This window comes from Kitasatospora sp. MAA19, assembly GCF_029894125.1.
Classification (GTDB): Bacteria; Actinomycetota; Actinomycetes; order Streptomycetales; family Streptomycetaceae; genus Kitasatospora.
In genome coordinates, this window is the sequence record NZ_JARXYZ010000034.1 from 1 (window position 1) to 15,565 (window position 15,565).

Below are 15,565 nucleotides of genomic sequence, written 5' to 3' on the forward strand. Positions count from 1 at the left end.
CAGCCGGACGGGCGTAGACCATCCGGCCTACGCCCACCAGGAAGATCAACAGCTAGGCCAACCGGGTGCCGTACACCTAGATCGTGATAGTCCCGTCCCGTGAGCTCGCTGAAGGCGGCGGTGCCCGAGCAGCCGACGAGGAAGCCCGCCCGGGACCGGGGCTCGGTCGGGATCCCCGTCAGAATTCGACCGCGTCGAACACGAACTCCTCGACCTCGGCGAGGAGTTGGGCCCTGCGCTCGTCGTCGATGAAGGAGGCTCGGAAGGAGTTGGCGGCGAGGCGGCGGAGGGCCTCCTGGTCGAGGGCGAGGGCCTGCCGGACGGCCCGGAAGTTGTCGTCGACGTAGCCGCCGAAGTAGGCCGGGTCGTCGGAGTTGACGGTGACCAGCAGGCCGGCCTCCAGCATCTCGCGCAGCGGGTGGTCGACGAGGGTGTCGATGCAGCGCAGGCGGACGTTGGAGAGCGGGCAGAGGGTGAGCGGGATCTGCTCGCGGACCAGGCGGGCGACCAGGTCGCCGTCCTCCAGGCAGCGCAGGCCGTGGTCGATGCGCTCGACGCCGAGGACGTCCAGCGCCTCGGTGATGTAGGAGGCCGGGCCCTCCTCGCCCGCGTGGGCGACGCGGTGCAGCCCGGCCTCGGCGGCCCGCCGGTAGACCTCGCGGAACTTGGCCGGCGGGTGGCCGACCTCGGCGGAATCCAGGCCGATGCCCGCGATCCGGTCGAAGTAGGGGCGGGCGGCCTCGAAGGTCTCCAGCGCGGACTCGGCGGACTCGTCCCGCAGGAAGCACATGATCAGCCGGGTGCTGATCCCGTACCGCTCCTCGCTGCGCGCCAGCGCCCGGGTGAGCCCGTCGACCACCACGCCGAGCGGCACGCCGCGCGCGGTGTGCGCCTGCGGGTCGAAGAAGATCTCCGCGTGCCGGACGCCCTGCCCGGCCGCGCGGGCGAGGTAGGCGTCGGCGAGGTCGGCGAAGTCCTCCTCGGTGCGCAGCACGGCCATCAGCGCGTAGTACAGGTCCAGGAAGGACTGCAGGTCGCTGAAGGAGTAGGCCGCACGCAGCTCCTCGGTGCCGGCGTAGGGCAGCGCGACGGCGTTGCGGGCGGCGAGGGCGAAGGCGAGTTCGGGCTCCAGGGTGCCTTCGATGTGCAGGTGGAGTTCGGCCTTGGGGAGCGGCATGGGGGATCTGTCCGAGCTGTAGGGGGTGGGGGCGAAGCGTCCAGAGATTCATCCTACGAGCTGTTCGATCACGACCGGCCCGGATGGGCGGGTCGCGGCGGCCGGGCACGTCGCTCGCGGAGGCCGGGCACGTCGTGAAGGGTGCACGGCTGGGGTGTACCGGCCGGGGGCAGCGGGCAACCGGTAGGAGGGGGCTTCCGTCGAGGAGGTACCGAGATGCGGTACATCGACCCGCACGTCCGGCCCGAGGGCGTCTCCCCGCACGCCCTGGGCAACGACACGCTGCTGCACGAGCTGGAGCAACTCCACCGCACCCGCCACGAGACGTTCCTGTACGGCTCGGACGAGGCGCTGAAGCGGCACACCCTGCGCACGGGGCAGCTGGAGGCCGAGTATCTGCACCGCTTCCCCGACCGCCTGGTGACGGCCGGGCGGACCAGGGCCGGTGCCCGGGCCCGGGAGGCGGCGGCCCGGGTGGAGTCGCTGCCCGAGTAGCTGCCCGGGTCGTCGCCCGGGTGGAACCGGCTCCCGGCGGGACACGCCGGGCGGTGGTGGCGTGCCCGCGGGCGGGGTGTCGGAGAGGGTGAGAGGCGCAGACGCACCGGACCCCGACCCCCTGGGAGCCCCGCATGCCCATCGCCAGTGTCAACCCCGCGACCGGCGAGATCCTGGAGACCTTCGAACCCCTCGACGCGGCCGGCGTCGAACGGCGGCTGGCCCGCGCCGCGGCCGCGTTCCACGGCTACCGCACCACCCCCTTCGCCGCCCGCGCCGACCTGCTGCGCCGGGCCGCCGACCTCCTCGACCAGGACCTGGAGGCGATCGCCCGCACGATGACCGAGGAGATGGGCAAGCCGATCGCCGCCTCCCGGGCCGAGGCCGCCAAGTGCGCGAAGGCGATGCGCTGGTACGCCGACCACGCCGAGGCGCTGCTCGCCGACGAGCACCCGGCTCCCGCCGACGTCGCCGACTCCGGTGCCGCCCGCGCCTACGTCCGCTACCGCCCGCTCGGGGCGGTACTGGCCGTGATGCCGTGGAACTTCCCGTTCTGGCAGGTGATCCGGTTCGCCGCGCCGGCCCTGATGGCGGGCAACGTCGGCCTGCTCAAGCACGCCTCCAACGTGCCCCGGACGGCGCTGGCGCTGGAGGAGCTGTTCCGGCGGGCCGGCTTCCCGGAGGGCTGCTTCCAGACCCTGCTGATCGGCTCGGGCGCGGTCGAGGGCGTGATCCGGGATCGCCGGGTGGCCGCGGTGACGCTCACCGGCAGCGAGCCGGCCGGGCGGGCGGTCGCCGCCACCGCCGCCGACGAGGTGAAGAAGGCCGTCCTGGAGCTGGGCGGCAGCGACCCGTTCGTGGTGCTGCCCAGCGCCGACCTGGACGCGGCGGTGCGCACCGCCGTCCGGGCCCGGGCGCAGAACAACGGCCAGTCCTGCATCGCCGCCAAGCGCTTCATCGTGCACACCGACGTCTACGAGCGCTTCACCGCCGCGTTCACCGAGGCGATGCGGGAGCTGCGCGTCGGCGACCCGATGGACGAGGCGACCGACGTCGGCCCGCTGGCCAGCCGCCAGGGCCGGGACGACCTGGAGGAACTGGTCGAGGACGCCCGCACGCACGGCGCCCGGGTCGAGTGCGGCGGCGGGCGCCCGGAGGGCTGGGACACCGGGTACTTCTACGAGCCGACGGTGCTGACCGGCATCACCCCGGCCATGCGGATCCACCAGGAGGAGACCTTCGGCCCGGTCGCCACCGTCTACCGGGTCGCCGACCTGGACGAGGCGGTGGCGCTCGCCAACGACACGCCGTTCGGGCTCAGTTCCAACGTCTGGACCCGGGACGAGGGCGAGCAGGAGCGCTTCGTACGCGACATCCAGGCCGGCGGGGTGTTCTTCAACGGGATGACCGCCTCCCACCCGGCGCTGCCGTTCGGCGGCGTCAAGCGCTCCGGGTTCGGCCGGGAGCTGTCCGGGCACGGGATCCGGGAGTTCTGCAACGTCACCACGGTGTGGATCGGCTGAGCGCCCCCGGATCCGCCGGACGCGAGCGGCGCGACCGGTGCGGTCGGCGCGGCCGGGTCAGGACGCCATCCGGTGCCTGCCCCGGCCGGGCGTCATCCAGCGGGCGACCACGCCGACCAGGGCGAGGAGGGTCGCGCCCCAGACGATGGCCATCAGCACCAGCATCGGCAGCCAGCTCACCTGGGCGCCGACCATGGCCAGGCCGAGCGAGAGCGCGACCATGAACACCACGGCGGTCGGATTGAGGCTGAGCAGCCAGTGCCAGGCCCGCTGGGCCGGCCCGAGGTGCTGCGGGGTGTCGGGGTCGGTGTCGAGTTCCTTGTAGGTCAGCAGGTCCATCGGGATCGCCTCCGGGTTCTCGGGGTGCTGCCGGATCCGCGGGGCTCAGGAGGCCTTGCGCGGAGCCGTGGACTTTCCGGTCGTGGCCTTTCCGGTCGTGGCCTTTCCGGTCGTGGTCCGCTTCGCCCCGGTGGCCTTCTTGGCGGCGGGGGCGGCGGCTTCGGGGGCAGGCTCGGAGGCGGCCCCCGCCGACGCGGCGCGCTTCGTCGCCGGGGCGCGCCCGCGGGGCGCGGGCCCGTCCTCCTCCGGTCCGGATCCGGCGGCGGTGGCCCGCCCGCCCTTGGCCTGCTTGAGGCTGCTGCGCAGTGCCTCCATCAGGTCGATCACGTTGTCCGGCGCCTCGCCCGCCTCCTCCTCGTGCGGGAGCTCGACGCCCTCCAGCCGGGCCGTGATCACCTGCTGCAGGGCCTGCTGGTAGTCGTCGTGCAGTTGGGCGAGGTCGAAGTCCTCGGAGAGGGTGTCCATCAGCGACCGCGCCATCTTGAGCTCCTGCGGCCGTACGGTGACGTCCTCCTCGGGCGCGATGCCGGCCGCCGGGCGGACCTCGTCGGGCCAGATGCAGGTCTGCAGCACCAGCGTGCCGTCGTGCACCCGCAGCACCGCGGGCGATTCGCGGGTGCGCAGCGCGATCTTGGTGACGGCGATCTGCCCGGACTCGGTGAGCGCGTCGCGCAGCAGGGCGTACGGCTTGGCGGCGGCCTTGTCGGCGACGCCCACGTAGTAGGCCTTGGAGAACATCAGCGGGTCGATCTCGCCGGCGTCCACGAAGGCCAGCACGTCGATGATCTTCTTGCTGGGCAGCGGCAGGTCGGCGAGGTCCTCGTCGGTGAGCGTGACCGTCCGGCCGTCGGGCGACTCGTAGCCCCTGGCGATCTCCGCGTACGGGACCTCCTTCTCCTCCCGCTCGCAGTACCGCTTCATCCGCACCCGTCCGCCGTCCTTGGCGTGCACCTGGTGCAGCGGGACGTCGTGTTCCTGGGTGGCCGAGTAGAGGTGGACGGGGATGCTGACCAGCCCGAAGCTGATCGTCCCCTTCCAGGTGGTCTGCATGGGATCGCTCCTTCCCGGAGGTTCCCGCCCGACGGGGCGTCCCCGTACCGGGGACGTGCCGAGAATCCCACTGTGCCCGGGTTTGCCCCGATCGGCCACACCGGGCCGACAATGAGCCGAGGAGGTCGATGCGGATGACCGTCCGAAGCCGTGGGCAGGACGCGCCACCACCCCCGGAGCGGACCGTGTACCGGGTGGTCTACGCGGTACGGGGCGAGGCCGGCGTGCGGCGGGCGGAGGTCGCGGTGCTGCCCGGGTACTCGCAGGAGGGCGACCTCCCCCGGATCCTGGCGGCGCGCCTCACTGGCCGGCCGACGGACGCGGCGCGGATCACCGTGCTGGAGCTGCGCGGGCCGTGAGGCCCGGCAGGGCCCGGAACGCCGCCAAACCACTGGCAATGCGTCAGATTTGAGCTTTTCGCACTGCTTGTCCACCCCCCTGACCTGGCCTTTCGTGTCCGGTGAGCGAACAGTTACCGAAGTGCTGTTCCGATAAGCGGCCGAAGAAGTTAGGTTGCACCGCAATGCGCGGGTCCGTCCCCCACCCTTCGGCGCAACGAGCCGAGGGTCGCGCCGCGCGGGAAAGGCACAGGACTCACCTGATGAGTGCGGACACCACCAAGCCTGCGGCAGCCGCCCAGGCCCCCCACCAGCCCGGGCCGCCCGGGCACGGCGGCGATGGCCACCTGAAGGCCGGGCTCAAGAACCGCCACCTGTCGATGATCGCCATCGGCGGGGTGATCGGCGCCGGGCTGTTCGTCGGCTCCGGCGCGGGCATCGCCTCCACCGGGCCGGGCATCCTGCTCTCCTACACGCTGGCCGGGGTGCTGGTCGTGCTGGTGATGCGGATGCTCGGCGAGATGGCGGCGGCCGACCCGCAGAGCGGCTCGTTCTCGGCCTACGCGGACCGCGCGCTCGGCCGCTGGGCCGGGTTCACCATCGGCTGGCTGTACTGGTTCTTCTGGGTCGTGGTGCTCGCGGTGGAGGCCACCGCCGGTGCGAAGATCCTGAACACCTGGATGCCCGGCGTGCCGCAGTGGGCGTTCGCGCTGATCGTGATGGCGGTGCTGACCGCCACCAACCTGTTCTCGGTGGCCTCCTACGGCGAGTTCGAGTTCTGGTTCGCCGGGATCAAGGTGGTGGCGATCGCCGCGTTCCTGGTGATCGCCACGCTCGCCGTCTTCGGCCTGCTGCCCGGCACCCACGCGGTCGGCACCAGCAATCTGACCGGCCACGGCGGCTTCCTGCCGCACGGCGTGGGCGCGGTGTTCACCGGCATGCTCACGGTGGTCTTCGCCTTCATGGGCAGCGAGATCGTCACCCTCGCCGCGGGCGAGTCGGAGGACCCGGAGCGCGCGGTCAGCAAGGCCACCAACAGCGTGATCTGGCGCATCGGCATCTTCTACCTGGGCTCGATCCTGCTCGTGGTCACCCTGCTGCCGTGGGACTCGGCCGCCGTCAAGGGCAGCCCGTACGTGGCGGTGCTGGAGCATGTGGGCATTCCGGGCGCCGGCCAGGTGATGAACGTGATCGTGCTGACGGCCGTGCTGTCCTGCCTCAACTCCGGGATGTACACGGCCTCCCGGATGGCCTTCTCGCTCGGCCGGCGCGGGGACGCGCCCAAGGCCTTCGCGACCGTGACCGACCGGGGCGTGCCGCGGGTGGCCATCCTCTCCTCGGTGGTCTTCGGCTTCGTCGCCGTGTTCTTCAACTACACCTCGCCGGACACGGTGTTCGCGTTCCTGCTCAACTCCTCCGGCGCGATTGCGCTCTTCGTCTGGCTGGTGATCTGCTTCTCCCAGCTGCGGATGCGCCGGATCATCGAGCGGGAGACTCCCGAGCGACTGACCGTCCGCATGTGGCTGTACCCCTACCTGACCTGGACGGCCATCGGCATGATCGGGTTCGTGGTGGCGTACATGTTCACCGACGCCGACGGGCGCAAGCAGATGTACCTGTCGCTGGTCGCCGCGGCGATCGTGCTCGCGGCCTCGGCCGTGGTGGGCCGCCGGCGGCGGGCCGCGGTGGCGGCGGAGTCCTGACCCGTCCGCGCCGCGGCGGTGCCGGGCCCGGGAGCCGTTGCGGAGGCTCCCGGGCCCGGTGCCGTTCCCGGGCCCGGCACCGGGCCCGGACCTCGATCCACAACGTGACGACGACGGGAACAACAGTTTGACGATGGCACGTCAAGGGGGATACCTGGGCATGGCGCTCCCCCACGAGCGCTCCCCCACCCTTCCCGGGAGACCTCTTGCCGCTCCTCCCCGCCCCTGCGTCCGCGCGCTTGCGCTTCGGCCACCGGCTGCGCCACTGGCGCGAGGCCCGCGGGCTCAGCCAGACCGAACTCGGCCGCCTGCTCGGCTACCACAACTCACTGATCAGCCGAGTGGAGAACGCGCGCCGCTGGCCGCCCCCGGGGCTGCCCGCCCGGGCCGACGAACTCCTGCTCACCGGAGGTGAGTTGGCCGCCCTCTGGCAGCCCGTCCGACGGGAGCGCGAACGCCTCGGCGAGCTCGCCGCCCCCGCCCGGCCGCCCTTCGGCGGGGCCGGACCAGGGCCCTCGGCGGACCGGCCGGACGCCGTCACCTTCGAGGTACTCGGCCACCTGCTCGACGTCTACCGCGCGGCCGCCACCCACATCGGCGGCGAGCAGCTGACCGCCGTCCTCGAACACCACACCCGCACGCTGGCCGGCTGGCAGCACACCACCCCGCGCGGGACCGCCCCCGCCGTCCGCTCGCTCGCCGCCCGCTATGCCGAACTCGCCGGCTGGGCCCACTTCGAGGGCGACCGCCGCACCCGCGCGCTCGGCTGGTACGCGGCCGGGCTGGAATGGGCCCGCGCGGCCGACGACCAGCCGACCACGGCCGCCCTGCTGGCCCGGCAGAGCACCCTGCACTGGTGGAGCGGCGACCCGGCCGCCGCACTCGCCCTGGCCGAGGCCGCCCACGCCGTCGCCCGCTCACTGCCCGGCCTGCGGGCCTGGGCCGCCCTCGCCCAGGCGCACGCCCACGCCCTGGCCGGCGCGGCGCCCGAGGCGTGGCGGGCGCTGGCCGAAGCCGAGCGGCTGACCGAGGCCGCCCGGCGGGCCGGCGAACCGACGCCCGGGCCGGCCCGGGCCGATCTGGTGCTGGGCGTCGCACACGGCACCTGCCACCGGGACCTCGCCGTCCGCACCGGCCGCTCCGACCACGCCCACGCGGCGGTGGCCCACCTGGGCGCCGCCCTGGGGCGCCTGGACCCGGCCGTCCACCCGCACGACCACGCGCTGGTCGCCGGCCGCCTCGCCGGGGCGTACGCCCGGGCCGGGCGGCGCGAGGCCGCGGCCGCCGTGCTCTCCCGGCTGCCGCCGGACGCCACCGGCCGGATCGCCTACGAGCGGCGCCGGGCCCGGGCCTGGCTGGGCGGTTCAGCGGCGGACCGGACTGCGGCGGACGGACCCTCGGCAGCCAGGCCCTCGGCGGACGGGCCTGCGACAGCCGGGCCCTCGGCGGCTGGGCCCTCGACGGACCGGCTCCGGCCGGACCGGCCTTCGGCGAACTGCTGAGCGCCCGGGGGTGGTCGACCTCCCCCGGGCGCTCCTCCGAACGCTCCCACGGACGCTCCGCGGGCGCGCCTCCGGGCGCCCGCTCAGGCCCGCACCGGCGTCAGAGCCCGGCCGCCGCCGAGGCGATGTCGGCCGCGTAGGTGCTCACCTTGGTGTAGACGCCCGGGTAGCCCGGCCGGGCGCAGCCGTTGCCCCAGCTGACGATGCCGACCTGGACCCAGCGGCCGGCCGCGTCCCGGCGCACCATCGGCCCGCCGGAGTCGCCCTGGCAGGTGTCGACGCCGCCCTGGTCGACGTAGCCCGCGCAGAGCGAGGCCGCGGTGTTCAGGCCCGGGTAGGCGTTGGCGCAGGTCGAGTCGTCGACGAAGGGCACGGTGGCCTTGAGCAGGTAGCGCTGCTGGGCGCCGCCCTCGGTCGCGGCGCCCCAGCCCATGATGGTGAAGGTGCCGCTGTCGTTGGCGGTGGAGTCGGCGGTCGGCAGCGTGGTCACCAGGCTGCTGCCGACCGGCGAGGACAGCTTGATCAGCGCCCAGTCGTCGCCGTTCTCCGCCCCGGTGAAGCCGGGCGCCTGGTAGACGTACGACGAGCGGGCCTTGACCGCGCTGCCGCTGCGCAGGTCGACCACGCCGAGGGTGACCGTGATGCTCGTGTCGGCGCCGGTGCCGTTGACGCAGTGGGCGGCGGTGAGCACGATCTGCGGGGTGTAGAGCGCGCCGCCGCAGCCCATCGAGAGCCGCACCACGAACGGGAACTCGCCCTGCGCCGCCCGCGTGCCGCCGACCACGGTCGGCGAGGGCGCGGGCGAGGCGGCGGCGGGCAGCACCAGCGCGCCGGCGCCGAGCACCAGGGACGCCAACAGGACGATCAATCTGCTGAATTGACGCTTCATCAGGCTCCTCCATGACAGGTCGGGGAGCACCGAGGGTGGCCCGACGGGAGGCGCGACGGGAGGAGTCGGGCCTTGCCGGTCGAAACTGGCAGGAACACGGCAATGCGGGGTTCCGGGCGGGGAAGCCCTTAGACCGACCGGCACATGGTGGGCGTCGCGACGCCGCTCACCATGTGCCGGTCGGTCTAAGGTGATCGCCATGCGAGATCTTGCGGCGGGGATGAAGTACCTGGTCGAGGGCCAGAAGTGGGTGGCCCGGCACGGCCGCTGGTGGGGCTTCGGCATGCTGCCCGCACTGCTCACCCTGGTCGGGTACGCCGTCGCGCTCGTCTTCCTCGGCGGCTGGTCGAAGGACCTCGCCGGCTGGGCCACCCCGTTCGCCGACCACTGGGGCTCGCCCTGGCAGAGCCTGCTGCGCGACGCGCTCGCGGCGATCGTCTTCGGCGGCGGACTGCTGCTCTCGCTGCTCACCTTCACCGCCGTCACACTGCTGGTCGGGCAGCCCTTCTACGAGGCGCTCTGCGCCAAGGTCGACGAGACCGAGGGCGGCGCACCCACGCCACCGGAGTCGCCGCTCTGGCGCGAGCTGGTGATCGCGGTGCGGGACAGCGTGTACGTGCTGGTGCGGGTGGCCGCGTTCGGCGTGCTGCTGTTCGCCTGTGGGTTCATCCCGGTGATCGGGCAGACGGTGGTGCCGGTGCTCGGCTTCCTGGTGTCCGGCTTCTTCCTGACCGTCGAACTGGCGGCCGTCGCCCTCCAGCGGCGCGGGGTGCCGCAGCCCGAACGGATCCGGCTGCTGCGCGCCCGGCTCGGACTGGCACTGGGCTTCGGCACACCGCTGATCCTGGCGTTCCTGATCCCGCTGGTGACGGTCCTCGCCATGCCGGGGGCCGTCGCGGGCGCCACCCTGCTGGCGCGCGACCTGGTTCCGGCGGAGGAGGAGCCGTCCCCCAGCTCCGACACCGCCGCTGCCGACACCGACATCACCCCCGTCGGCGCGCAGCCCGTCCCCGGGAGCCCGCACACGGCCTCCTGAGGCGGTGACCGGCCGGTCACCCTGCGCCGAAGTCGGCCCGCCGAACATGTGAGGCCGCCCACACGGGGTTCACCGTCTACGGCCCCCGATAGTGGATGGCCCCGCTCGGGGCGCCGCCCGACCACTCGACCCCGGGCCGCCGCCGCACCCCCGAGGCCGGACCCACCCCGAACAACGCAGGCCACCACCCCTCCCGCCCTCGCGCTCCGTCCGCGCCACCGGCTTCCGACCCCTAAACGCACAAGTCGGACAAATTACCCCGAAACCACCGACGCGCCCCGCCGCGACCGCCCCGCGGCTACTACCCGCCGTAGTGGCGGACGCCTTTGCGGCCCGTCCCCGGCCCTGCCAAGAATGGCCCGTCGCCAGGCAGCGCGGCCGACCCCGACGCCGCGCAGCCCGCCCGCCCCGCCAGTTCCGCCGGGGCGCCACGGCCGTCCCGGACGGCCGCGCGGGCCCCCGCTCACCCGGGAGCCCGTGCGATGCCCCGCACCCAGTGCCACCGGCACGGCCCCCGACGGAAAAGGATCGTCCGCTTCATGCAGCTCAGCCATGCCCGCCGCAACTCCCTGATCACCGGCATCACCACCCTCGTCGTCGCGAGCGCCGCCACCGCCGCCCTCGCCATCCCGCAGGCCGGGAACACCGCCGAGGCCGCCGCTCCCGCGGCCGCCGTCACGGTGGACGGCAAGCCGGTCAACGACCAGGCCCAGGCTGACACCGCTGCCGCTGCCGGCCAGGCCGCCCAGGCCGAGGCGGAGGCCGCCGCCCAGGCGAAGGCCCAGGCCGACGCGCAGGCCCAGGCCGAGGCCGAGGCGAAGGCCCAGGCGGACGCCAAGGCCCAGGCCGACGCCCAGGCCGCCGCCTCCCGCTCCCAGCAGCGCCAGAACCTCACCAGCGCCCCGGCCCCGTCCGGCAGCCCGCAGCAGATCGCCGCCCAGCTCGTCCCGGCCGGCCAGCTCCAGTGCTTCAGCAACATCGTGTCCCGCGAGAGCAGCTGGAACCCGCTCGCCGTCAACGCCTCCTCCGGCGCCTACGGCCTGGTCCAGGCGCTGCCCGGCACCAAGATGGCCTCGGCCGGCTCCGACTGGCGCACCAACCCGGCCACCCAGATCAAGTGGGGCCTGGACTACATGAACTCCCGTTACGGCAGCCCCTGCGCCGCCTGGTCGTTCTGGCAGAACCACCACTGGTACTGAGCCGACCCTTCGGCACGTTCCGGGCCCGCGACGCGCAACGCGTCGCGGGCCTCGCGCCGTCCGGCCGACTGTCGTGGACGCGTCCGGCAGGCGGCGTGAAGATATGGCGCACGGTCGTACGATTTGCCGCAGATTGCTCGGAATTACGCACCGTCAGGGCTTTGCCACGGTCAGCGCGCCCTCTTACGCTCCGGCGTCATGCCCTCACCCCTCATCAGCGTCGTGCTCCCCGCCTACGACCAGCAGAAACAGCTCGCGGACTGCCTGGACTCCCTGCTCGCCCAGTCCTTCCGCGACGTCGAGGTGATCCTGGTCGCCGACCGCTCCCCCGACACCGCGGGCGGGCTCGCCGACGCGTACGCGGCCCGGCACCCGCGGCTGTCGGTCCTGCACCTCAACGCGGCGGTCGGAGTCGGGGTGAGCCGGAACGCGGGGGCGGCGCGGGCGACCGGCGAGTACCTGCTGTTCCTCGACGCCGACCACCTGCTGCCCCGGGACGCGCTGCAGACCCTCGCCGACCGGCTGCAGCAGACCGGCCCGGTGGACCTGCTGCTGTTCGGCCACTCCCGCCGGCACAACGACCGGGACTGGCCGGGCGGGGCGGAGGCGCTGCTGGCCGAGGCCGGCCCCGAGGTGTTCGAGCCCTTCGACCGCCCCGCGCTGTTCGGCGCGCCGCCGCTGATCTGGGACCGCCTGATCCGCCGCGGCCACTGGGAGGAGCAACGGCTGGCCTTCCCCGACGGCCGGTACGAGGAGATCCCGGTGGTGCACGCGGCGCTGCTCGCCGCGCGGCGGATCGCCGTGCTGCCGCGCGAGTGCGTGCAGCTGCGCCGCCGCGAGACCGTCCACCCGACCGGATCGCCGGGCAGCAGCGTGTTCGACCTCTTCGACCAGTACGAGCGCAGCTTCGCGCTGCTGGAGGACCAGCCGCACCTGTACGCGGTGCGGGACGCGCTGTTCGTCCGGATGATCCGGCACTACCTGTTCGTCTTCGACCTCGCCGGGTGCGTCACCCGCGCCGAGCGACCGCCGTTCTTCCACCGGGCCGCCGAACACCACCGGCGCTTCCAGCCCCCCGGCCACCGCCGACCGGCCGGGCGCGAGGGGATCAAGTTCTCGCTGCTGGCCGGCGGCGCCTACCCGGCGTTCGAGATGGCCAAGCTCTCCCACATCGCCCGCGGCACGCTCACCGGCCGCAAGTGACCGGGCGTCGGGCGTGCGCGGCGCCGCCGTCCGCCGGCCACCGGCCGGGGCGGCACTCCGGGGGCCGGTGATCACGCGCCCCCGGAGTGCCGCAGGACACCCCGTCGGCGGTACCCCCGTCGCGCCCGGTACCCCTGCGGGCCCGCGGCTGCCATGATCGGCCGAAGCCGTCGCCGTCGCCGCCCGGAGGTCCCTGGTGAGCCGTCCGTCCGCCGTCCCCGGGGCCGAGCTGGCCCGCGAGCTGGCCGCCGTCCTGTGTGGGGAGGTCCGTTTCGGCACCGCCGAGCGGACCGTCTACAGCCACGACGCGTCCAACTACCGCCAGCTGCCGCTCGGCGTGGTCAAACCCGCCGACCTGGACGACGTCCGCACCGCGCTCGCGCTCTGCCGCCAGTACGGCGTGCCGGTGGTGCCGCGCGGGGCGGGCACCAGCATCGGCGGGCAGGCGATCGGCCCGGGCGCGGTGGTGCTCGACTTCCGCCGCCACCTCGGCGCGGTCCTGGACGTCGACCCGCAGGCCCGCACCGCCCGGGTCCAGCCGGGCACCGTCCTGGACGACCTCCAGCGCGCCGCCCGGCCGTACGGGCTGCGCTTCGGCCCCGACCCGTCCACCCACAGCCGCTGCACCCTCGGCGGCATGATCGGCAACAACTCCTGCGGCTCGCACTCGCTCGCCTGGGGGCGCACCGCGGACAACGTCGAGCAGTTGGAGCTGCTGCTGGCGGACGGCACCGAACTGACCGTGGGCGGGCGACTCACCCCCGAGGAACGCGCCGCGCTCCGCACCCTGCCCGGGCGGGCCGGCGAACTCCACCGCGGTCTCCAGGAGTTCACCGACCGCAACCTCGCCACCATCCGCCAGGGCCTGCCCGAACTGCCGCGCCGCACCTCCGGCTACCCGCTGGACGCCCTGCTCCCCGAGCGCGGCCACGACCTGGCCCGCGCACTCACCGGCACCGAGGGCACCTGCGCGCTCCTGCTCGGCGCCACCGTCCGGCTGGTCGAGGAACCGCCCGCGCGCGCCCTGGTGGTGGCCGGCTACCCCGACGAGGGCGCCGCCGCCGACGCGATCCCCGCGCTGCTGCCGCTGCGGCCGCTCACCGCCGAGGGCATGGCCGCCGACCTGATCGCCGCGCTGCTCGCCGCCGGCCCCCGCCCGCCCGCGCTGGACCGGCTGCCCGCGGGCGAGTGCTGGCTCTTCCTGGAGACCGGCGGCGCCACCCCCGTCGAGGCCTACCAGGCCGCCCGCCGGCTCGCCGACGAGGTGCGCCGCGAGCGTTCCGCCGCCGTCGCCCTCGTCACCGACCCCACCGAGCAGCGCCAGCTCTGGGCCGTCCGGGAGGCGGGCGCCGGGATCGTCACCCGGCTGCCCGGAGGCGGCGAGGCCTGGCCCGGCTGGGAGGACTCCGCCGTCCCGCCCGAGCGCCTCGGCGACTACCTGCGGGACCTGCGCGGCCTGCTGCGCCGGCACAGCCTGCGCGGCGTCCCGTACGGGCACTTCGGCGACGGCTGCGTGCACCTGCGGATCGACTTCCCGCTGGACGAGCCCCAAGGGGTGCTGGTCTTCCGGGAGTTCCTGGAGCAGGCGGCCGACCTGGTGGTCTCGTACGGCGGTTCGCTCTCCGGCGAGCACGGCGACGGGCAGGCCCGGGCCGAACTGCTGCCCCGCATGTACTCTCCCGAAGTCATCGCCCTGTTCGGCGAGTTCAAGCGGATCTGGGATCCGGAGAACCTGCTCAACCCGGGCGCCCTGGTGAACCCGCGCCCGCTCGACGCCGACCTGCGCTTCGTCACCGCGCCGCGCCGCCCGCTGCCGCTCGCCCTCCCGTACGAGCAGGACGGCGGCAGCCTGGCCAAGGCGGTGCACCGCTGCGTCGGCGTCGCCAAGTGCGTGGACCCGAGCACCGGGGTGATGTGCCCCAGCTACATGGCCACCGGCGAGGAGCGGCACTCCACCCGGGGCCGGGCCCGGCTGCTCGCCGAGATGCTGCGCGGCGCGGGGGAGCCCTCCGGCCACCGGACGGAGGGGGCGATCCCCGACGGCTGGCGCTCGGCCGAGGTCCGGGAGGCGCTGGACCTCTGCCTGAGCTGCAAGGGCTGCGCGAGCGACTGCCCGGTCCACGTCGACATGGCGACCTACAAGACCGAGTTCCTGTACCAGCACTACCGGCACCGGCCCCGCCCACTCGCCCACTACTCGATGGGCTGGCTGCCGCTGTGGCTGCGGGCCGCCGCCCTCGCCCCCGGCGCCGCCAACACCATCGCCCGCTCCCCGGCCGCCGGGCTGCTCAAGCGGCTCGGCGGGATCGACCGGCGGCGCGTCCTGCCGATCCTCCCGCCGGAGACCTTCACCCGCTGGTACCGGCGCCACCGCGCCACGCACCCGGCCCCCGCGGGCGCACGGCCGGTGCTGCTGTGGCCGGACACCTTCTCCGACCACCTCCAGCCGAACGTCCTGCGCTCGGCCGTCGAGGTGTTGGAGCACCTGGGCTTCGACGTCCGACTGCCCGCCGGCCCGGTCTGCTGCGGCCTGACCTGGTACTCCACCGGCCAACTCGGCACCGCCCGCCGGGTGTTGCGCCGCAGCCTGCGGGTGCTGGCCGACGACGCACTGCCCGCCGACACCCCGGTGGTCGGGATGGACCCGAGCTGCACCGCCACCCTGCGCGAGGACCTGCCCCGGCTGCTCGGCCCGGACGGCCGCCCGCTCGCCGAACGCACCCGCACCTTCGCCGAGTTCCTCGACGAGTACGCACCGCACGCCCCGCTCCCCCGGATCCCGCTGGACGCCGTCACCCAGACCCACTGCCACCAGCACGCCGTCCTCGGCAGCGCCGCCGACCGCCGGGTCGAGCAACGGCTGGGCCTGCGCAACCGGGTGCTGGACTCCGGCTGCTGCGGCCTGGCCGGCAACTTCGGCTTCGAGCAGGGCCACTTCGAGATCTCCGAGGCGATCGCGGAGCGCGTCCTGCTCCCCGAGGTCCGGGCCGCCGCCCCCGACACGGTGGTACTGGCCGACGGCTTCAGCTGCCGCACCCAGATCGCCCAACTCGCCGAGGGGAGGCAGGCCCTGCACCTGTCGGAGCTGATCGCCCGGGCGCTGCGCTAGGG

The 15,565-nt window shown here is 74.2% G+C and carries 13 protein-coding genes; 9 read left to right on the top strand and 4 right to left on the bottom strand.

The features are described from left to right. Window positions 1-178: 178 nt before the first annotated feature. Window positions 179-1,177, bottom strand: a complete 999-nt coding sequence (locus P3T27_RS33530; protein WP_280685047.1) for an adenosine deaminase — start codon at window positions 1,175-1,177, stop codon at window positions 179-181. 216 nt (window positions 1,178-1,393) lie between these two features. Here P3T27_RS33530 and P3T27_RS33535 point away from each other — a divergent pair, with 216 nt between their 5' ends. Both P3T27_RS33535 and P3T27_RS33540 read left to right on the top strand, forming a co-directional pair. Beyond that, window positions 1,394-1,672, top strand: a complete 279-nt coding sequence (locus P3T27_RS33535; protein ID WP_280685048.1) for a DUF6158 family protein — start codon at window positions 1,394-1,396, stop codon at window positions 1,670-1,672. A gap of 134 nt (window positions 1,673-1,806) precedes the next feature. After that, window positions 1,807-3,195, top strand: a complete 1,389-nt coding sequence (locus P3T27_RS33540) for an NADP-dependent succinic semialdehyde dehydrogenase (RefSeq protein ID WP_280685049.1) — start codon at window positions 1,807-1,809, stop codon at window positions 3,193-3,195. A 57-nt stretch (window positions 3,196-3,252) separates the two neighbouring features. Here the strand turns inward: P3T27_RS33540 and P3T27_RS33545 are convergent, their stop codons facing one another. Both P3T27_RS33545 and P3T27_RS33550 read right to left on the bottom strand, forming a co-directional pair. Next, window positions 3,253-3,534: a hypothetical protein gene (locus P3T27_RS33545; RefSeq protein ID WP_280685050.1), complete on the bottom strand. Its 282-nt coding sequence runs from the start codon at window positions 3,532-3,534 to the stop codon at window positions 3,253-3,255. Window positions 3,535-3,579: 45 nt separating this feature from the next. Next, window positions 3,580-4,584 carry a Ku protein gene (locus P3T27_RS33550; protein WP_280685051.1) on the bottom strand — a complete coding sequence of 335 codons (1,005 nt, stop codon included), beginning with the start codon at window positions 4,582-4,584 and terminating at the stop codon, window positions 3,580-3,582. Between the two features lie 134 nt (window positions 4,585-4,718). On the opposite strand from P3T27_RS33550, the gene P3T27_RS33555 reads away from it, so the two are divergent. The 3 genes from P3T27_RS33555 to P3T27_RS33565 all read left to right on the top strand — a co-directional run bounded on the left by P3T27_RS33555 (window position 4,719) and on the right by P3T27_RS33565 (window position 8,127). After that, entirely contained in the window at window positions 4,719-4,943 is a 225-nt protein-coding gene (locus tag P3T27_RS33555; RefSeq protein ID WP_280685052.1) for a hypothetical protein, read from the top strand. A 242-nt stretch (window positions 4,944-5,185) separates the two neighbouring features. Beyond that, window positions 5,186-6,625 (top strand): amino acid permease, encoded by a 1,440-nt coding sequence (locus P3T27_RS33560; RefSeq protein WP_280685053.1) that lies wholly within the window; start codon window positions 5,186-5,188, stop codon window positions 6,623-6,625. A 206-nt stretch (window positions 6,626-6,831) separates the two neighbouring features. Continuing rightward, window positions 6,832-8,127, top strand: coding sequence for a helix-turn-helix transcriptional regulator (locus tag P3T27_RS33565; RefSeq protein ID WP_280685054.1), 1,296 nt, complete (start codon window positions 6,832-6,834; stop codon window positions 8,125-8,127). 100 nt (window positions 8,128-8,227) lie between these two features. Here P3T27_RS33565 and P3T27_RS33570 read toward each other — a convergent pair whose 3' ends face one another. After that, entirely contained in the window at window positions 8,228-9,016 is a 789-nt protein-coding gene (locus P3T27_RS33570) for a serine protease (RefSeq protein ID WP_280685055.1), read from the bottom strand. A gap of 199 nt (window positions 9,017-9,215) precedes the next feature. Between P3T27_RS33570 and P3T27_RS33575 the strand changes: the two genes are divergently transcribed. The 4 genes from P3T27_RS33575 to P3T27_RS33590 all read left to right on the top strand — a co-directional run bounded on the left by P3T27_RS33575 (window position 9,216) and on the right by P3T27_RS33590 (window position 15,563). Further along, a complete protein-coding gene (locus tag P3T27_RS33575; protein ID WP_280685056.1) occupies window positions 9,216-10,052 on the top strand; it encodes an EI24 domain-containing protein in 837 nt (278 codons plus the stop codon). 539 nt (window positions 10,053-10,591) lie between these two features. Continuing rightward, entirely contained in the window at window positions 10,592-11,251 is a 660-nt protein-coding gene (locus P3T27_RS33580; RefSeq protein WP_280685057.1) for a transglycosylase SLT domain-containing protein, read from the top strand. Window positions 11,252-11,449: 198 nt separating this feature from the next. Further along, on the top strand, window positions 11,450-12,454 hold the full coding sequence (locus tag P3T27_RS33585) for a glycosyltransferase family A protein (RefSeq protein ID WP_280685058.1): 1,005 nt from the start codon (window positions 11,450-11,452) through the stop codon (window positions 12,452-12,454). A 196-nt stretch (window positions 12,455-12,650) separates the two neighbouring features. Continuing rightward, the gene (locus P3T27_RS33590; protein ID WP_280685059.1) at window positions 12,651-15,563 is read left to right on the top strand and encodes an FAD-binding and (Fe-S)-binding domain-containing protein; all 2,913 of its coding nucleotides are present in this window, start codon (window positions 12,651-12,653) and stop codon (window positions 15,561-15,563) included. Window positions 15,564-15,565 lie beyond the last annotated feature (2 nt).